Raw genomic sequence first — 11,945 nt, 5'->3', positions numbered from 1 at the left:
CGCCGCACCGATGGTCTTTCGACAGGAGGCCGCTCAGCCGCCGTAAACGTCGAACGTGAAGTACTTGTCGTTGATTTCCTTGTACTTGCCGTTCGCCAGGATGCCTTCGATGGCCTTGTTGAACATTTCCTTCAGCTCGCCATCGTCCTTGCGAATGGCAATACCGGCGCCTTCGCCGTTGATCACCGGATCCGGCGTCAGGGTGCCAAGCAGCTTGCAGCAAGCACCATCATCGGTTGCCAGCCAATCGGAGAGCACCACAACGTCGTCGATGACTGCATCAACGCGGCCACTGGCGACATCGAGCTTGTACTCGTCCGGCGTCGGATAAAGCTTCAGGTCTGCGGAAGGCAGTTTTTCTTCAGCGTAGTTGGAATGGGTGGTGGAGGACTGTGCACCAAGCGTAATACCCTTGAGGTCTTCGTCTGAGGTACCCTTCAGAGTGGAATCCTTCGGCACGGCAATTGCCGGCGGGGTGTTGTAGTACTTGTTGGTGAAGTCGACCTTTTCCTTACGCTCGTCGGTGATCGACATGGACGCGATCACGGCGTCGAATTTGCCGGCCTGCAGGGCTGGAATCATGCCGTCCCAATCCTGTGTGACGAATTCGCATTCGACTTTCATTTCTTCGCAGAGTGCCTTGGCAATATCGACGTCGAAGCCAACCAGCTCGCCATCAGCAGTCAGGGAGTTGAAAGGAGGATAAGCGCCTTCGGTGCCGATACGCACTTTCGACCAGTCTTTCGCCTCAGCGCCACTCACGGCAGCCAATACTGCTACAGCTGCAGCAGCCATACGCAAAACACGCATATTTTGTTCCCCTAATATTATCTTCGCGGCGCAAGCGGGTTCTTCCCACCTTCTTGCCCGAACGCACTATTCCATACACTTCGGGTCAAATTTCAAGCAGACAGGCGAAAAAAACACTGCGTGATTTTGCCGAATTCTCACTTTTTTCGGTGTGTCGTCGGGGAAGGGGCAAGCCACTGTGGAAACATGACAGGTCTGCCGGGCAGTCGAAGCGGCTCTAACAAGCGCGCGTCAGGTCCGAATGCCCGGCACAACTCGGGCATCAGGCTTTTGAGTCGGCTGTCACGTCGGCAGCATCGACTTCCTGAGAGGCGTCGTAGACCTCAAGGACGGATTGCAGGGTGATGACCGGACGGGATAGCGCGTCACCGGCCTTTGAACCTCGATAGGGTGTCGGTGACAAAATCGGCTGCTTGGTCAACTCGGCAATCTTTTCTTCGTGGATTGCCCGGTTTCTGGGGGAGAGGTTGTCCAGGCTGAGTTCGGTCAGTCCGTGTTCTTCAAGATACTCGTGCCGAATGCGTTGTTCTTCGGGAAGTTGCCGCCAGTCTTGATATTGTTCGGCGAGAAAGGTCCGGAACTGCAGGAACTGGTTTTCGGTCTCGCTCGGTTGTTGTTGCGGTGTTTTGGAGGTTTGCGGCGACACGGTGGACACGGGTGAAAGTGCAGACGACATCAGATCCTCGTTCTGGCTGCGGGTATCGTCAAAAATGCAAGCAATAATTGTGCCGGGAAGGGTCATTAAAAACACTGATGAATTTCATGAACTTATTGAATTTGATGCCGGAAGCCGTTGCGCTTAGGAAAAGTTTGCCCGGTTTCACATGGAGATTTGTGCCGGGGTTCGGAAAAGGGCAGTGAGATGTCGGACTATGAACTGTTTATCGGCAACAAGAATTATTCTTCCTGGTCTCTAAGGCCGTGGATAGCCCTCAAGCACAAGGAGATTCCGTTCCGGGAAACGCTGGTTCCATTTGATTTCGAGAATGGCAATCCGGAATTCGCAGCGTTCTCGCCAACAGGAAAAGTGCCGGTTCTCAAAGACGGCAGCCTGACGGTCTGGGACAGTCTCGCAATCCTGGAATATCTGGCCGACTGCTTTCCGGACAAGGGCCTGTGGCCGCAGGACAAGGCACAGCGTGCCTGGGCCCGGTCCATCTCGGCAGAGATGCATTCCGGCTTTTCTGCTCTTCGCAGCGAGTGCTCGATGAACATGCAGCGCCCTGCAGCGCCCAAACCTGTCAGTGAGGCTGTGAAAAGCGACGTCACGCGGATCGTGACCATCTGGAAAGAGTGTCTCGAAGCCTCCAGTGGTCCGTTCCTCTTCGGCGACTTCACGATAGCCGACGCCATGTATGCACCTGTCGTCAGCCGGCTCGAAACCTATCAGCTTTCGACCGATCCTGTGGTTCGCAAATACAGTGAAGCGATGACGGCAACGCCCGCCTGGAAGATCTGGGAAGAGGCCGCGCTCAAGGAAACCTGGGTGGTCGACACCGAGTAGGGACTACCGGCCCGGCGATCGATCACGGCCGGGCCGCTTGTGATGCCACTGTCGAGGGTTTCGGCAGAAACGTGTCTTCATTTTGCTGCCCGCCAACGCCCTCGGCTGCTTAAAGGCCCCTGTACTGGAAAGCCCCTTCCTTTTCGAAAAAGCTGAACAGGCTGTCGACAAACCTCCGGACCTTAAGCGGGATGAACCGGTTGGAAGGATAGACCGCATGCACAGGGTGCGGCGGATACTGCCATTGCGGCAGAACAACCTCCAGGTCGCCGTTGCGCAGAAGGGGCTCGATCAGCCACCGGTTGGAAAGCGCAATGCCGAGGCCTGCCATCGCCGCCCGGCGCAGGGTCGAGGAGTTGTTGACGAGCATCGTCGGTGTGATCATGACCGAGAGTTTTTCACCGACCGGACTGATGAATGGAACCCGGGTTCCGGTCGAGATGTTCTTGTAAAGCAGATAGTCGTGGTTCTTGAGGTCGTCAGGGTGTGCAGGCCGTCCGCGTTTGTCGAGATAGTCGGGCGATGCGACCAGGCACCGCTGCGCGAGCCCTAGCCGTCTCACGATCAGGCGATCGTCTTCGATATCGCCCATACGGATTGCCACATCGAGGCGCTGCTGGATCACATCGACAAACTGATCTGACAGCGACACATCCAGCAAGATGCCCGGATGATCCAGCTTGAAGCGGATCAGGAAGTCCGACAGAACCGTTTCGGCAAACCCCAGCGGCAGCCCCACCGACAGAGGGCCGGACATTTGCGCTTCCTCGCTCTGAACCGACCGGTCGGCTTCGGCGAGACGTTCCAGGATATCCCGCGCATAGGCATAATATCGTTCGCCAGCCTCGGTCAGGCTGAGTTGGCGCGTTGTCCTGTTGAGAAGCCTGATACCCAATTCGTCTTCCAGCGCGCGCACTTGCTGGCTGACAGCAGGCTGGGAAATGCCAAGGTGCTTTGCGGCCGCTGAAAAACTGCCCGAATTTACGGCCTGCACAAAGCCGGAAAGAGAGGAAAGCTTGTCCAAAACGGCCTCGGGTTGGTGAGAGAAAACCGGTATGACCGGATACATAAGCACGGTTTATGAGTAATATAAGATATTAAGCGCTTCAAAATCGACGCGAATGAAACACCTTTAAGGCTGCCGAACCGATCCCGAAGGTTCGGGCATGAAAGTTTTCCATCAGGTCGAGCCGGGAGGCCCCATATGACCACTTCTCAGATTTCCGTTTCCAGACGAACACTTCTCGGTGCTGCTGCCGGGGCAGGGGCGTTTGCCGCTGCCGGCGGTGTTTCATTCCTTGCCACACCCGCGCAGGCCGCCGTCACGAAGGCTGGCAAACCCATGGCCGGAGCGCTTCGCTACAAGGTCGGCGATCTCGAAATCACCGCCTTGCTCGACGGGTATCTCGATGTAACCCCGGAGCTGGTCATCGGCTACGAAGCCTCGGAAGGTCAGCGCCTCAGGGACACTGCCATGGTCGAGGGAGAGGCGCTGCGCATTCCCGTCAATGCCTACCTCGTAAATACGGGTGACCGGTTGATCCTGGTGGATGCCGGCACTTCGGATGCCCTCGGTCCGACAATGGGACGGTTGCCCGATGCCCTGGCTGCTGCCGGCGTAACGCCCGATCAGGTCGACACGCTGTTGATCACCCACATGCACCCGGATCACCTTTTCGGCGTCATTGATGGTGGCGGCAACAAGGTGTTCAAGAACGCAGAATTGATCCTGCCGGAAGTCGACAAGGCCTTCTGGTTCGATGACGCGGCCATGAATGGGGCCCCCGAACAATTCAAGCCGTTCTTCGTCGGGGCACGGAAGGCAGCTGATGCCTACAAGGATAGCCAGACGCTGATTTCCGGTGACAAGGAAGTCCTGCCCGGCATCCGCTCAATGGCTCTGCCTGGTCATACTCCTGGGCACACCGGCTACCTGTTCGACAGCAACGGCGAAACCCTCGTGATTGCAGGCGATATCGTTCATATGGCCGTCTATCAGTTCAGCCGGCCGGATTGGGGCATCGGGTTCGATATCGATCCGGGCCAGGCGGTAACGACCCGCAAGGCGTTTCTGGATCAGGCTGCCGCCGACAAGTTGTTCTTTGCAGGCGCTCACATTCCCTTTCCAGGTATGGGCCGCGTTGCCAAGGACGGCGAGGGCTACCGCTTTGTCGCTGCCAACTGGCCCTACGCCTACTGAGGAAATTGGCCTTGCTGACCCGGAGAAAGCGCCGGGTCAGCGCAATCCGAAGCCGGAAAAGGGCAGGAACGAGACCATGTCCCCCTTCCGGATCGAGGTGACGTCTTCGGGGATCTCGACCAGACCGTCTGCCTCGCGCAAGCCCGTTATCAGTCCGGACCCGTCGCGCTGGAATTTTTGCGCGGCCAGTACGCCATCAGGGCGAGGTTCCAGAAAAGCGCGGTAGAACTCGCGCCGGTCAGGCTTTTTCTTGGGAACTTCAAAGGCGGCCGGAACCTGAAACGCCTGCGGTTCCACAAACGCACCTCCGCCGAGAAGGCTGAAGACCGGACGTGCGTAAAGCAGAAAACAGACCATGGCCGCTACCGGGTTTCCAGGCAGTCCGAGAACGACGCAGGACCCGATATTGCCAAACATCATCGGGCGGCCCGGTTTGATTGCAAGCTGCCACATGTGGCGTGTGCCGAGCTTGTCCAGAACCTTGAGCATGTGATCTTCCTCACCGCGGCTTGCACCGCCTGTGGTCAGGATCACGTCATGGCTGGCCGCGGCTTTTGCCAGAGTGTCTTCAAGCCTGCCCGCATCGTCTTTCAAAATGCCCAGATCATCGATCTCGACAGGCAGCGTCGCGCACAGGCTGCGCAGAAGAAAGTGATTGGAATCATACACATCACCCAGGGTGATGAGATCGCCGGGCCGGCGAAGCTCGTCGCCCGTGGACACCAGGGCGACCCTCAGTTTCCGGAAAACGGAGACCTCGGCCTGTCCGGTGGAGGCAATGGCCGCGACATCTTGCGGGCGCAGCCGCTGACCCGGGCTCAGAAGCGTCGTCCCTTCTGCCACGTCCTCACCCGCCTTGCGGCGGTTGGCGCCCGTTTTCAGGCCCTGCGGCACGATCACGAAATCCTGACCGTCCTGCTGGTGCGTTTCGCAATCTTCCTGCATGGCGACCGTGTCGGCCCCCGGCGGCATCACCGCGCCGGTGAAGATCCGGGCAGCCGCCCAAGGACCGAGATCGGCGTTGCTGGCATGCCCGGCGGCAATCCTTTGTTCCAGGCGGAAAAAACCACCGGCTTCCTCAAAGTCGGCGTTGCGGAAGGCATAGCCGTCAACGGCCGAATTGTCGGCCAGCGGAACATTGCGAGGAGCCTTTACCGCCTCGGCAAGGATGCGCTCGGCAGCTTCTTCCAGACGCACGGTTTCGGTCTCCGCTATGCAGTGAAGCCGTTCCTTCAGGATGGCCAGTGCGTCGTGGTGGCGCAAACGGTGCTTGTCGTGCAGGAAACAGTCGTCCAGGAGTTGTTTGCCGGTCATTCTGAAGACCTCTTCAGACCGAGATGGGTTTCGATGAAATCCGCCATCGCACCTATGTCGTCCAGATGAAACACCGGCAAGACCTCATCAGGCAACTCGTGATCCGTCGCGATGGCCAGAATGTTCGGGTCGGAGACGGCCAACGGGCCACGTTCGCTCGCTTCGGTTCTGCGCGCCTCGATCTTCGGATGGGGTTCCTTCTTGTAGCCTTCGATCAGGATCAGGTCGCATGGTGCAAGCCGTTCCAGAACTTCTTCCAGCGGCGGTTCGTCTTCCTGTTTAAGCTCGTGCATCAATGCCCAACGACGCCCGGAGACGAGCGCAACTTCCACGGCACCGGCCTCCCGGTGGCGGAAGCTGTCCGTGCCGGGCTTGTCGACATCGAAACCATGATGGGCATGCTTGACGGTTGAGACCCTGAGGCCACGGGCAGTGAACTCGGCCACGAGACTGGCCACAAGCTGGGTCTTGCCGGAGTTCTTCCAGCCGGTAATTCCGAATACGGGGGTGGTAATCATCTGGGAGCGTAACTCAGCGCATCCCTGACGGTAGCCAGATCGTCAGGTTTGTTTGCATTGAAGAAGGGGTCCAATCCGCTGGCGGGGTCTGGGTCGAAAGAGACTTCGACGCTGTCGTAGCAGTCGACAAAGGCAAGCACCTTTCCGGTCTTGCCGGAGCGCAGCCAATCTTCAAGATCCGACTTCAAGCTGACTGGCCAAAGTCCGAAAACCGGATGCAGTTTGTCAGCGGAGGAGGCCAGTGCGATCACCGGTCTGTCGGCCGGCACGGCAGCGCAGAACCGGGCGACAAGACTGGTCGGAAAAAAGGGGGTGTCTCCGGCAACCGTAACGACATGAGTGACGTCCGGTCTCTCGGCATGGGCATAGGTCATTCCGGCCAGAACGCCTGCGAGAGGTCCGGCAAAGTCGCCAACGGGATCGGCTGCCACTGGCAAGTCAAAGCGTGCAAACCGGTCCGGGTCACCGTTGGCGTTCAGAATGATGTCGTCAAGCTGTGGTTTCAGCCTGGCAAGGATCAGGTCAAGCATGGTCTTGCCGCCAAGATCCATCAGACTCTTGTCACCACCGCCCATCCTGCGGGACTGCCCACCGGCAAGGATGCATCCCAGCACTTTGTTGCTTTGAAGCGGCTTCTCGTGTCTCGTCATGCTGCCGGCATGCTCCCTTTTCTGCGGGCGGTCTCCGGTTCGTCTTCCATGTCGCTCGCTGACATATCGAACACGATCCTGTCGTGACCGGACAGAGCCACGAACCGTTTGCCGCGCGCTCGTCCGATCAAGGTCAAGCCGGCCTGACGCGCAAGGTCAACACCCCATGCGGTAAAGCCCGATCTTGAGACGAGGATCGGGATGCCCATCATCACGGTCTTGATCACCATCTCGGAGGTCAACCGGCCTGTGGTGTAGAAAATCTTGTCGTGCGCGGGGATATCGTTCAGGACCATCCAGCCTGCGATCTTGTCGACAGCATTATGGCGGCCAACGTCTTCCATGTAGACAAGTGGGCGATCTTCCTGACACAGAACACAGCCGTGGATAGCCCCAGCCTCTAGATAGAGGGAAGGCGTTGTGTTGATTGTTTTTGTCAGCGCATAAAGCCACGAGGTGTTGAGGCGGGCGTCCTCAGCCAGTTGCACGGTCTCGAACCCCTCCATGACATCACCGAACACCGTGCCCTGGGCACAGCCGGAGGTGCGCACCTTCTTTTTCAGCTTTTCCTCGAAGTTGGTCTCACGCTCGGTGCGAACCACGACAACATCCAGATCATCGTCATGGTCGATACCGGTTATGACATCGTCATCGGCCAGCATGTTCTGGTTCTTGAGATAACCGACGGCCAGTAGGTCCGGATGATCGCCAATGGTCATCATGGTGACCACTTCCTGAGAATTCAGGTAGAGCGTCAGCGGTTTTTCCGTCACGACACGTGTTTCGACCGGCTGTCCATCCTGATCGATACCGGTTACGGACGTCGAAAGGCGCGAATCTTCCGGGTCTGGTTGCAGCACATATGGGCCTGACACAGGCAAACGACTCCACTTGCTTCGATTGTCTCAACACTATGGGACGCGATTGCCGGGGGGCAAGGTGTTACTTCCGGGTTTTGGTTCGCGAGCAGGCCGTGAAGCTGAGACTGCGACGTGTGCCCGGGGAATGAAAAAATGGATGCGGAACACCTTCCAAACGAAAGTGATGCTGGCGCTGTATCAATGTGCAGGAAATCAGTTGGCTGTTCTAAGGAAAAAGACCTCAGCAATCGGTACGGGGAGCTTGCGTCTGACAGCATCTGCACTGCGCTGGGATATCATCGTTACGATGAAGAGGGACAAGGCACTGAAAAGACGGCATTGCTCCGTGCACAGGCCCGGTTAAGGCAACGGGAAATGGACAAGCTCGAAAGCCTTGCATCACACGCGCTGTCGACATTACCCGTGAACCGCCGAAACGGGTCGCTATGGTCTGCCAACGTTTTTTGTGCGGCGTACAATATCGACCTGACGGTGATCGTGTCCGGCCATAGTGCAATCTACGACTTCAATTGCAAAACCGGCGATGAGCCAAGGTGCACCGCATGACCGGAGCAGCTCAGATCATCAGCATCTCGTTGGTCAGGCGACCTTCCTGAAGCTCCTGCGCAAAATGTCCGAACGCCCGGTAGGCTTCTTCCCGGGTAATGTCTGCCGGGTGGTCAAGCAGCGGTCGCAGAACGTCGTGCTGGGAAGCGGCAAGGCCATCGGTCAGGTCCCGGAAGAACATGAGCGAATTCGGGAAAAGACGGAAATCCGCCGGTTCGTGAATGATGCCCTCTATGGCTTCCAGGCGTGGATCATTCATCACGCAATAGACGGTATCCAGCACCGGGCCGGTCTGACCTTCCAGAACCTGAATGATGTGCTGATCAACCAGCAGAAGCGCACCGGTTACGCCGGCCTTTCTGTTGATCCGACGAATGCGCAGCAACGTCTTGTCGATTTCATCCGGCAGGGGAAGACGCATCTTGCCCCAGTTGATCTTGCTTCGATAGCAGGCGCGGTAAAGTTCCATGGCGTGTCCATCCTTTTGCCGATGAATCCAGCCTGCGCTCCAATTCCTCACATTTGCTTAAAATTTGAATCAAATGGGAAGAAGAGCAGCCTGTGTTACCGAAGCGTCGCCAAGTCCTCTGCAAATGTGTGCTTCGCAGCCGGATGGTCAGAACTAGAAAACTGTGCAAAACAACTAAGCACTTCTTTGTGTGGAAAAGATAGCTGAGAACCTTCTTCACGCTTGAAATAGAAGCCGTTTTTTAGGGCGGGCTACTCGAAATGAAGAATCGAATAAACCACCGCACCACGGGCGTCCCGTTGAGCGAGCGCTGGTGAGAGCGCAGCACTTCGTCCAGCTTGGCACCGTGCCCGTCGGCGTTAGCCGCCGGTCGATCACGGCGACCGCAACTCACGGTCGGCGGGCGTTTCCGCCAGTTAGGCAGCGTGGGTCCCGCTCAACGGCATAAGTGTACCACTCTTGCCCTTCAGGGTTACGGGGTGGGGCCGGGCAATCCAGTTTCTCAGGCCATATTGGCGGGTCAGAACGGGCGCTCTTCACCGCTCCATTTGAAAAACTTTCCGGTGTCGGCAACGGCGAGAGAACTGCCGATCTTCAAAATGCCCCGTGCGACGTCCGCCGGGTCATTGTCTGCTTGTGGTCCACCCATGTCAGTGCGCACCCAGCCGGGATCGATCAGCGCGACTGGAATGCCCTCCGGTTCCAGATCGGTTGCAAGGCCCTGCATCACCTTGTTCACCGCTGCCTTTGAGGCGCGGTAGGCGAGGGTGTCAGACTTCCTGTATCCCATCCAGGCCATCTGGCTGGAAATGGTCAGGATCCGGCCGGCCCCTGACCGGCGCAAATGCGGCAGGAACGCTTGAGAGACCGCCAAAGGTGCAAGGGTGTTGACTGCGAGCGTTTCGGCAAAGCCCTCGAAATCCATGTCCAGAGCGCTCTGACGTTCCGGAGTGATGATACCGGCATTGTTGATCAGCAGCTCGAGCGGGCTGTCGAGGCCGCTTGCAACAGAACGAACAGAAGCATGATCCGTGACATCGAAAACAAGCGGATGAAAACCTTTGCCGAACCGTTCGGCCGTCTCGTTCGCCGCTTGCTGCGTGCGGACCGAACCGTAAACGGTCCAGCCGCTTTCGAGTGCTGCGCGGGCAAGCTCGAATCCGATCCCGCGATTGGCTGCGGTGATGAGGCAGGTTGGCATGTCGGGTTCCTGAGACTGGAATAACTTGGAAGAGAGATGGAGAGAGGCATCTCCAAGTTACCCGGCCTGTGCCCCGGTTCAACGAAAACTTTGTCCCTGCGGAGGCTGGGTGACAATTTCGGTTCCAATTGCAGGCAGCTGCATGTCAGGGGGAAGGGGCACCAAGGCCAGAAGCAGCCTTGTAAACCGGCAAAAGCAATCTGAAGACCCAATGAGACATTCGAAATGCTGCAGGCGCACAAAGCAGCCTTGATGTCATCTGTTGAGTGGTTGGGCTTGTGTCGTAAAATTACCCCTTCTATGACTTGCGGTCAGAAAGCGGAACGTGCCGTGCTTCATTTTGGCAGCTTGCCTCCGTGAGGCGGCGAACTAGATTTCGCACCGGATAAACCGGTCGCGCAGTGGCCGGTGTACGAAACAGGACCGAAGAATGACCGACACCATAAAAAGCGCAGTCATGGAACGATTAAGGCAGATCAAGGGACCGGACCTTGAGGGCGATATCGTTTCGTTGGGCCTCGTTTCCGACGTGTTCGTGTCCGATGGCCGCGTTGTTTTCTCCATTACCGTTCCCGCTGAGCGCGCGCAGGAACTTGAGCCTCTGCGTCAGGCCGCGGAAAAGGTGGTGAAGGAAGTGGAGGGCGTTGAAACCGTGATGGTTGCCCTCACGGCAGAACGCGCGGCAGGCGGCGCCCGCAACACACCGCCTCAATCGGCCCCGAAACCTGCTCCGCAGCAGTCGCGGCGCGCCGCCGAAGAACAGGCTCCGGCAAAACCCGGTGTGCCGGGCATCAAGCACATTGTTGCCGTTGCCTCTGGCAAGGGCGGCGTTGGCAAGTCCACGACGACGGCAAACCTTGCCCTGGCGATGGCAGCGCTCGGCAAAAGGGTCGGGGTTCTGGACGCCGATATCTACGGCCCGTCCGTGCCGAGGCTCTTCAACGTCTCCGGCCGTCCGGAAGCTCTGTCGGGAAGGATGCTCAAGCCATTGGAAGGCTATGGCATCAAGGTGATGTCCATGGGCTTCATGGTGGAAGAAGAAACGCCCATGATCTGGCGCGGGCCAATGGTCATTTCCGCGCTTACCCAAATGCTTCGCGAAGTGGCCTGGGGAGAACTGGACGTCCTGGTGGTCGACATGCCGCCTGGAACCGGCGACGCTCAGCTCACCATGGCTCAACAGGTGCCCCTGGCCGGTGCGGTGATCGTGTCGACACCGCAGGACCTCGCCCTGATCGATGCCCGCAAGGGCCTCAACATGTTCAAACGCGTCGACGTTCCCGTGCTGGGGATCGTGGAGAACATGAGCTATTTCCTGTGTCCGGATTGCGGCGGTCGCCACGACATTTTCGGCCATGGCGGTGCACGGGCGGAAGCAGATCGGCTGGACGTGCCTTTCCTGGGCGAAGTTCCCCTGACCATGAAGATCCGTGAAACGTCCGATGCCGGTACGCCGGTTGTTGTTTCCGATCCGGAAGGCGCGGTTGCGGGTATCTATAAGGACATTGCCGCCAAGGTGCTCGCCAGCATCGAGCGCGAAAGTGCGGAACCAGCCCGCGCCGCCCCGAAAATCGTCTTCGACTGAACCGAGAAGAGCCATTCGCCAGCCGAGGAAGACCCGCAGCAGGCCGATAAAACGAAAACAGGCACGACTTACGCCGAGCCTGTTTTTTATACCCGTGTCCAAGTCGGTAACCGCTGCTGAAGATGGCGCGCCAACGCATGAAACGTTGCCGTCCGCGGACATCAAATCTCGCACCTGATACGGATTCGTGGGGGATGAAATTCATGTATCAATTGCCTGAAATTGCTGATTTTTTTTGTCATCGCGCGGCTATTGACTGTAACAATT

At 57.9% G+C, this 11,945-nt stretch carries 13 protein-coding genes; 4 read left to right on the top strand and 9 right to left on the bottom strand.

Annotated features, from left to right (window positions below; translation table 11 throughout):
* Nucleotides 1-33: 33 nt before the first annotated feature.
* Both V1T76_RS09380 and V1T76_RS09375 read right to left on the bottom strand, forming a co-directional pair.
* Nucleotides 34-810 (bottom strand): ABC transporter substrate-binding protein, encoded by a 777-nt coding sequence (locus tag V1T76_RS09380; RefSeq protein ID WP_330560406.1) that lies wholly within the window; start codon nucleotides 808-810, stop codon nucleotides 34-36.
* 262 nt (nucleotides 811-1,072) lie between these two features.
* The gene (locus V1T76_RS09375; protein WP_330560405.1) at nucleotides 1,073-1,486 is read right to left on the bottom strand and encodes a hypothetical protein; all 414 of its coding nucleotides are present in this window, start codon (nucleotides 1,484-1,486) and stop codon (nucleotides 1,073-1,075) included.
* A 186-nt stretch (nucleotides 1,487-1,672) separates the two neighbouring features.
* Between V1T76_RS09375 and V1T76_RS09370 the strand changes: the two genes are divergently transcribed.
* Nucleotides 1,673-2,314, top strand: a complete 642-nt coding sequence (locus V1T76_RS09370; protein ID WP_330560404.1) for a glutathione S-transferase family protein — start codon at nucleotides 1,673-1,675, stop codon at nucleotides 2,312-2,314.
* Nucleotides 2,315-2,423: 109 nt separating this feature from the next.
* Here V1T76_RS09370 and V1T76_RS09365 read toward each other — a convergent pair whose 3' ends face one another.
* Entirely contained in the window at nucleotides 2,424-3,338 is a 915-nt protein-coding gene (locus tag V1T76_RS09365; RefSeq protein WP_330560403.1) for a LysR family transcriptional regulator, read from the bottom strand.
* Between the two features lie 180 nt (nucleotides 3,339-3,518).
* Here V1T76_RS09365 and V1T76_RS09360 point away from each other — a divergent pair, with 180 nt between their 5' ends.
* Nucleotides 3,519-4,514, top strand: coding sequence for an MBL fold metallo-hydrolase (locus V1T76_RS09360; protein ID WP_330560402.1), 996 nt, complete (start codon nucleotides 3,519-3,521; stop codon nucleotides 4,512-4,514).
* A 36-nt stretch (nucleotides 4,515-4,550) separates the two neighbouring features.
* On the opposite strand, the gene V1T76_RS09355 is transcribed toward V1T76_RS09360, so the two are convergent.
* The 4 genes from V1T76_RS09355 to fdhD are packed head-to-tail and all read right to left on the bottom strand — an operon-like array spanning nucleotide 4,551 to nucleotide 7,856.
* Nucleotides 4,551-5,828 carry a molybdopterin molybdotransferase MoeA gene (locus V1T76_RS09355; protein WP_330560401.1) on the bottom strand — a complete coding sequence of 426 codons (1,278 nt, stop codon included), beginning with the start codon at nucleotides 5,826-5,828 and terminating at the stop codon, nucleotides 4,551-4,553.
* Complete coding sequence (mobB, locus tag V1T76_RS09350; protein WP_330560400.1) at nucleotides 5,825-6,346, bottom strand: molybdopterin-guanine dinucleotide biosynthesis protein B; 522 nt, start codon at nucleotides 6,344-6,346, stop codon at nucleotides 5,825-5,827. The genes V1T76_RS09355 and mobB overlap by 4 nt, the downstream gene beginning before the upstream one ends.
* The gene (gene mobA / locus V1T76_RS09345; RefSeq protein ID WP_330560399.1) at nucleotides 6,343-6,996 is read right to left on the bottom strand and encodes a molybdenum cofactor guanylyltransferase MobA; all 654 of its coding nucleotides are present in this window, start codon (nucleotides 6,994-6,996) and stop codon (nucleotides 6,343-6,345) included. The genes mobB and mobA overlap by 4 nt, the downstream gene beginning before the upstream one ends.
* Nucleotides 6,993-7,856: a formate dehydrogenase accessory sulfurtransferase FdhD gene (fdhD, locus tag V1T76_RS09340; RefSeq protein ID WP_330560398.1), complete on the bottom strand. Its 864-nt coding sequence runs from the start codon at nucleotides 7,854-7,856 to the stop codon at nucleotides 6,993-6,995. Before fdhD ends, mobA begins: the two co-directional genes overlap by 4 nt.
* Nucleotides 7,857-8,009: 153 nt before the next feature.
* Here fdhD and V1T76_RS09335 point away from each other — a divergent pair, with 153 nt between their 5' ends.
* The gene (locus tag V1T76_RS09335; RefSeq protein WP_330560397.1) at nucleotides 8,010-8,423 is read left to right on the top strand and encodes a hypothetical protein; all 414 of its coding nucleotides are present in this window, start codon (nucleotides 8,010-8,012) and stop codon (nucleotides 8,421-8,423) included.
* A gap of 10 nt (nucleotides 8,424-8,433) precedes the next feature.
* Here the strand turns inward: V1T76_RS09335 and V1T76_RS09330 are convergent, their stop codons facing one another.
* Entirely contained in the window at nucleotides 8,434-8,892 is a 459-nt protein-coding gene (locus V1T76_RS09330) for a BLUF domain-containing protein (protein WP_330560396.1), read from the bottom strand.
* A gap of 520 nt (nucleotides 8,893-9,412) precedes the next feature.
* The gene (locus tag V1T76_RS09325) at nucleotides 9,413-10,093 is read right to left on the bottom strand and encodes an SDR family oxidoreductase (protein ID WP_330560395.1); all 681 of its coding nucleotides are present in this window, start codon (nucleotides 10,091-10,093) and stop codon (nucleotides 9,413-9,415) included.
* A 430-nt stretch (nucleotides 10,094-10,523) separates the two neighbouring features.
* Here V1T76_RS09325 and V1T76_RS09320 point away from each other — a divergent pair, with 430 nt between their 5' ends.
* Entirely contained in the window at nucleotides 10,524-11,678 is a 1,155-nt protein-coding gene (locus V1T76_RS09320; RefSeq protein ID WP_330560394.1) for an Mrp/NBP35 family ATP-binding protein, read from the top strand.
* Nucleotides 11,679-11,945 lie beyond the last annotated feature (267 nt).

The organism is Roseibium sp. FZY0029, assembly GCF_036350355.1.
Lineage (GTDB): Bacteria > Pseudomonadota > Alphaproteobacteria > Rhizobiales > Stappiaceae > Roseibium.
This window is presented reverse-complemented; position numbering and strand designations above follow the sequence as displayed.

What these genes read in the sequence shown, in the direction of transcription:
- V1T76_RS09375 (WP_330560405.1), bottom strand. Translation starts at nt 1,486, where the DNA reads ATGTCGTCTGCACTTTCACCCGTGTCCACCGTGTCGCCGCAAACCTCC.
- V1T76_RS09320 (WP_330560394.1), top strand. Translation starts at nt 10,524, where the DNA reads ATGACCGACACCATAAAAAGCGCAGTCATGGAACGATTAAGGCAGATC.
- V1T76_RS09370 (WP_330560404.1), top strand. Translation starts at nt 1,673, where the DNA reads ATGTCGGACTATGAACTGTTTATCGGCAACAAGAATTATTCTTCCTGG.
- V1T76_RS09355 (WP_330560401.1), bottom strand. Translation starts at nt 5,828, where the DNA reads ATGACCGGCAAACAACTCCTGGACGACTGTTTCCTGCACGACAAGCAC.
- V1T76_RS09325 (WP_330560395.1), bottom strand. Translation starts at nt 10,093, where the DNA reads ATGCCAACCTGCCTCATCACCGCAGCCAATCGCGGGATCGGATTCGAG.
- V1T76_RS09360 (WP_330560402.1), top strand. Translation starts at nt 3,519, where the DNA reads ATGACCACTTCTCAGATTTCCGTTTCCAGACGAACACTTCTCGGTGCT.
- mobA (WP_330560399.1), bottom strand. Translation starts at nt 6,996, where the DNA reads ATGACGAGACACGAGAAGCCGCTTCAAAGCAACAAAGTGCTGGGATGC.
- mobB (WP_330560400.1), bottom strand. Translation starts at nt 6,346, where the DNA reads ATGATTACCACCCCCGTATTCGGAATTACCGGCTGGAAGAACTCCGGC.
- V1T76_RS09335 (WP_330560397.1), top strand. Translation starts at nt 8,010, where the DNA reads ATGGATGCGGAACACCTTCCAAACGAAAGTGATGCTGGCGCTGTATCA.
- V1T76_RS09380 (WP_330560406.1), bottom strand. Translation starts at nt 810, where the DNA reads ATGCGTGTTTTGCGTATGGCTGCTGCAGCTGTAGCAGTATTGGCTGCC.
- V1T76_RS09330 (WP_330560396.1), bottom strand. Translation starts at nt 8,892, where the DNA reads ATGGAACTTTACCGCGCCTGCTATCGAAGCAAGATCAACTGGGGCAAG.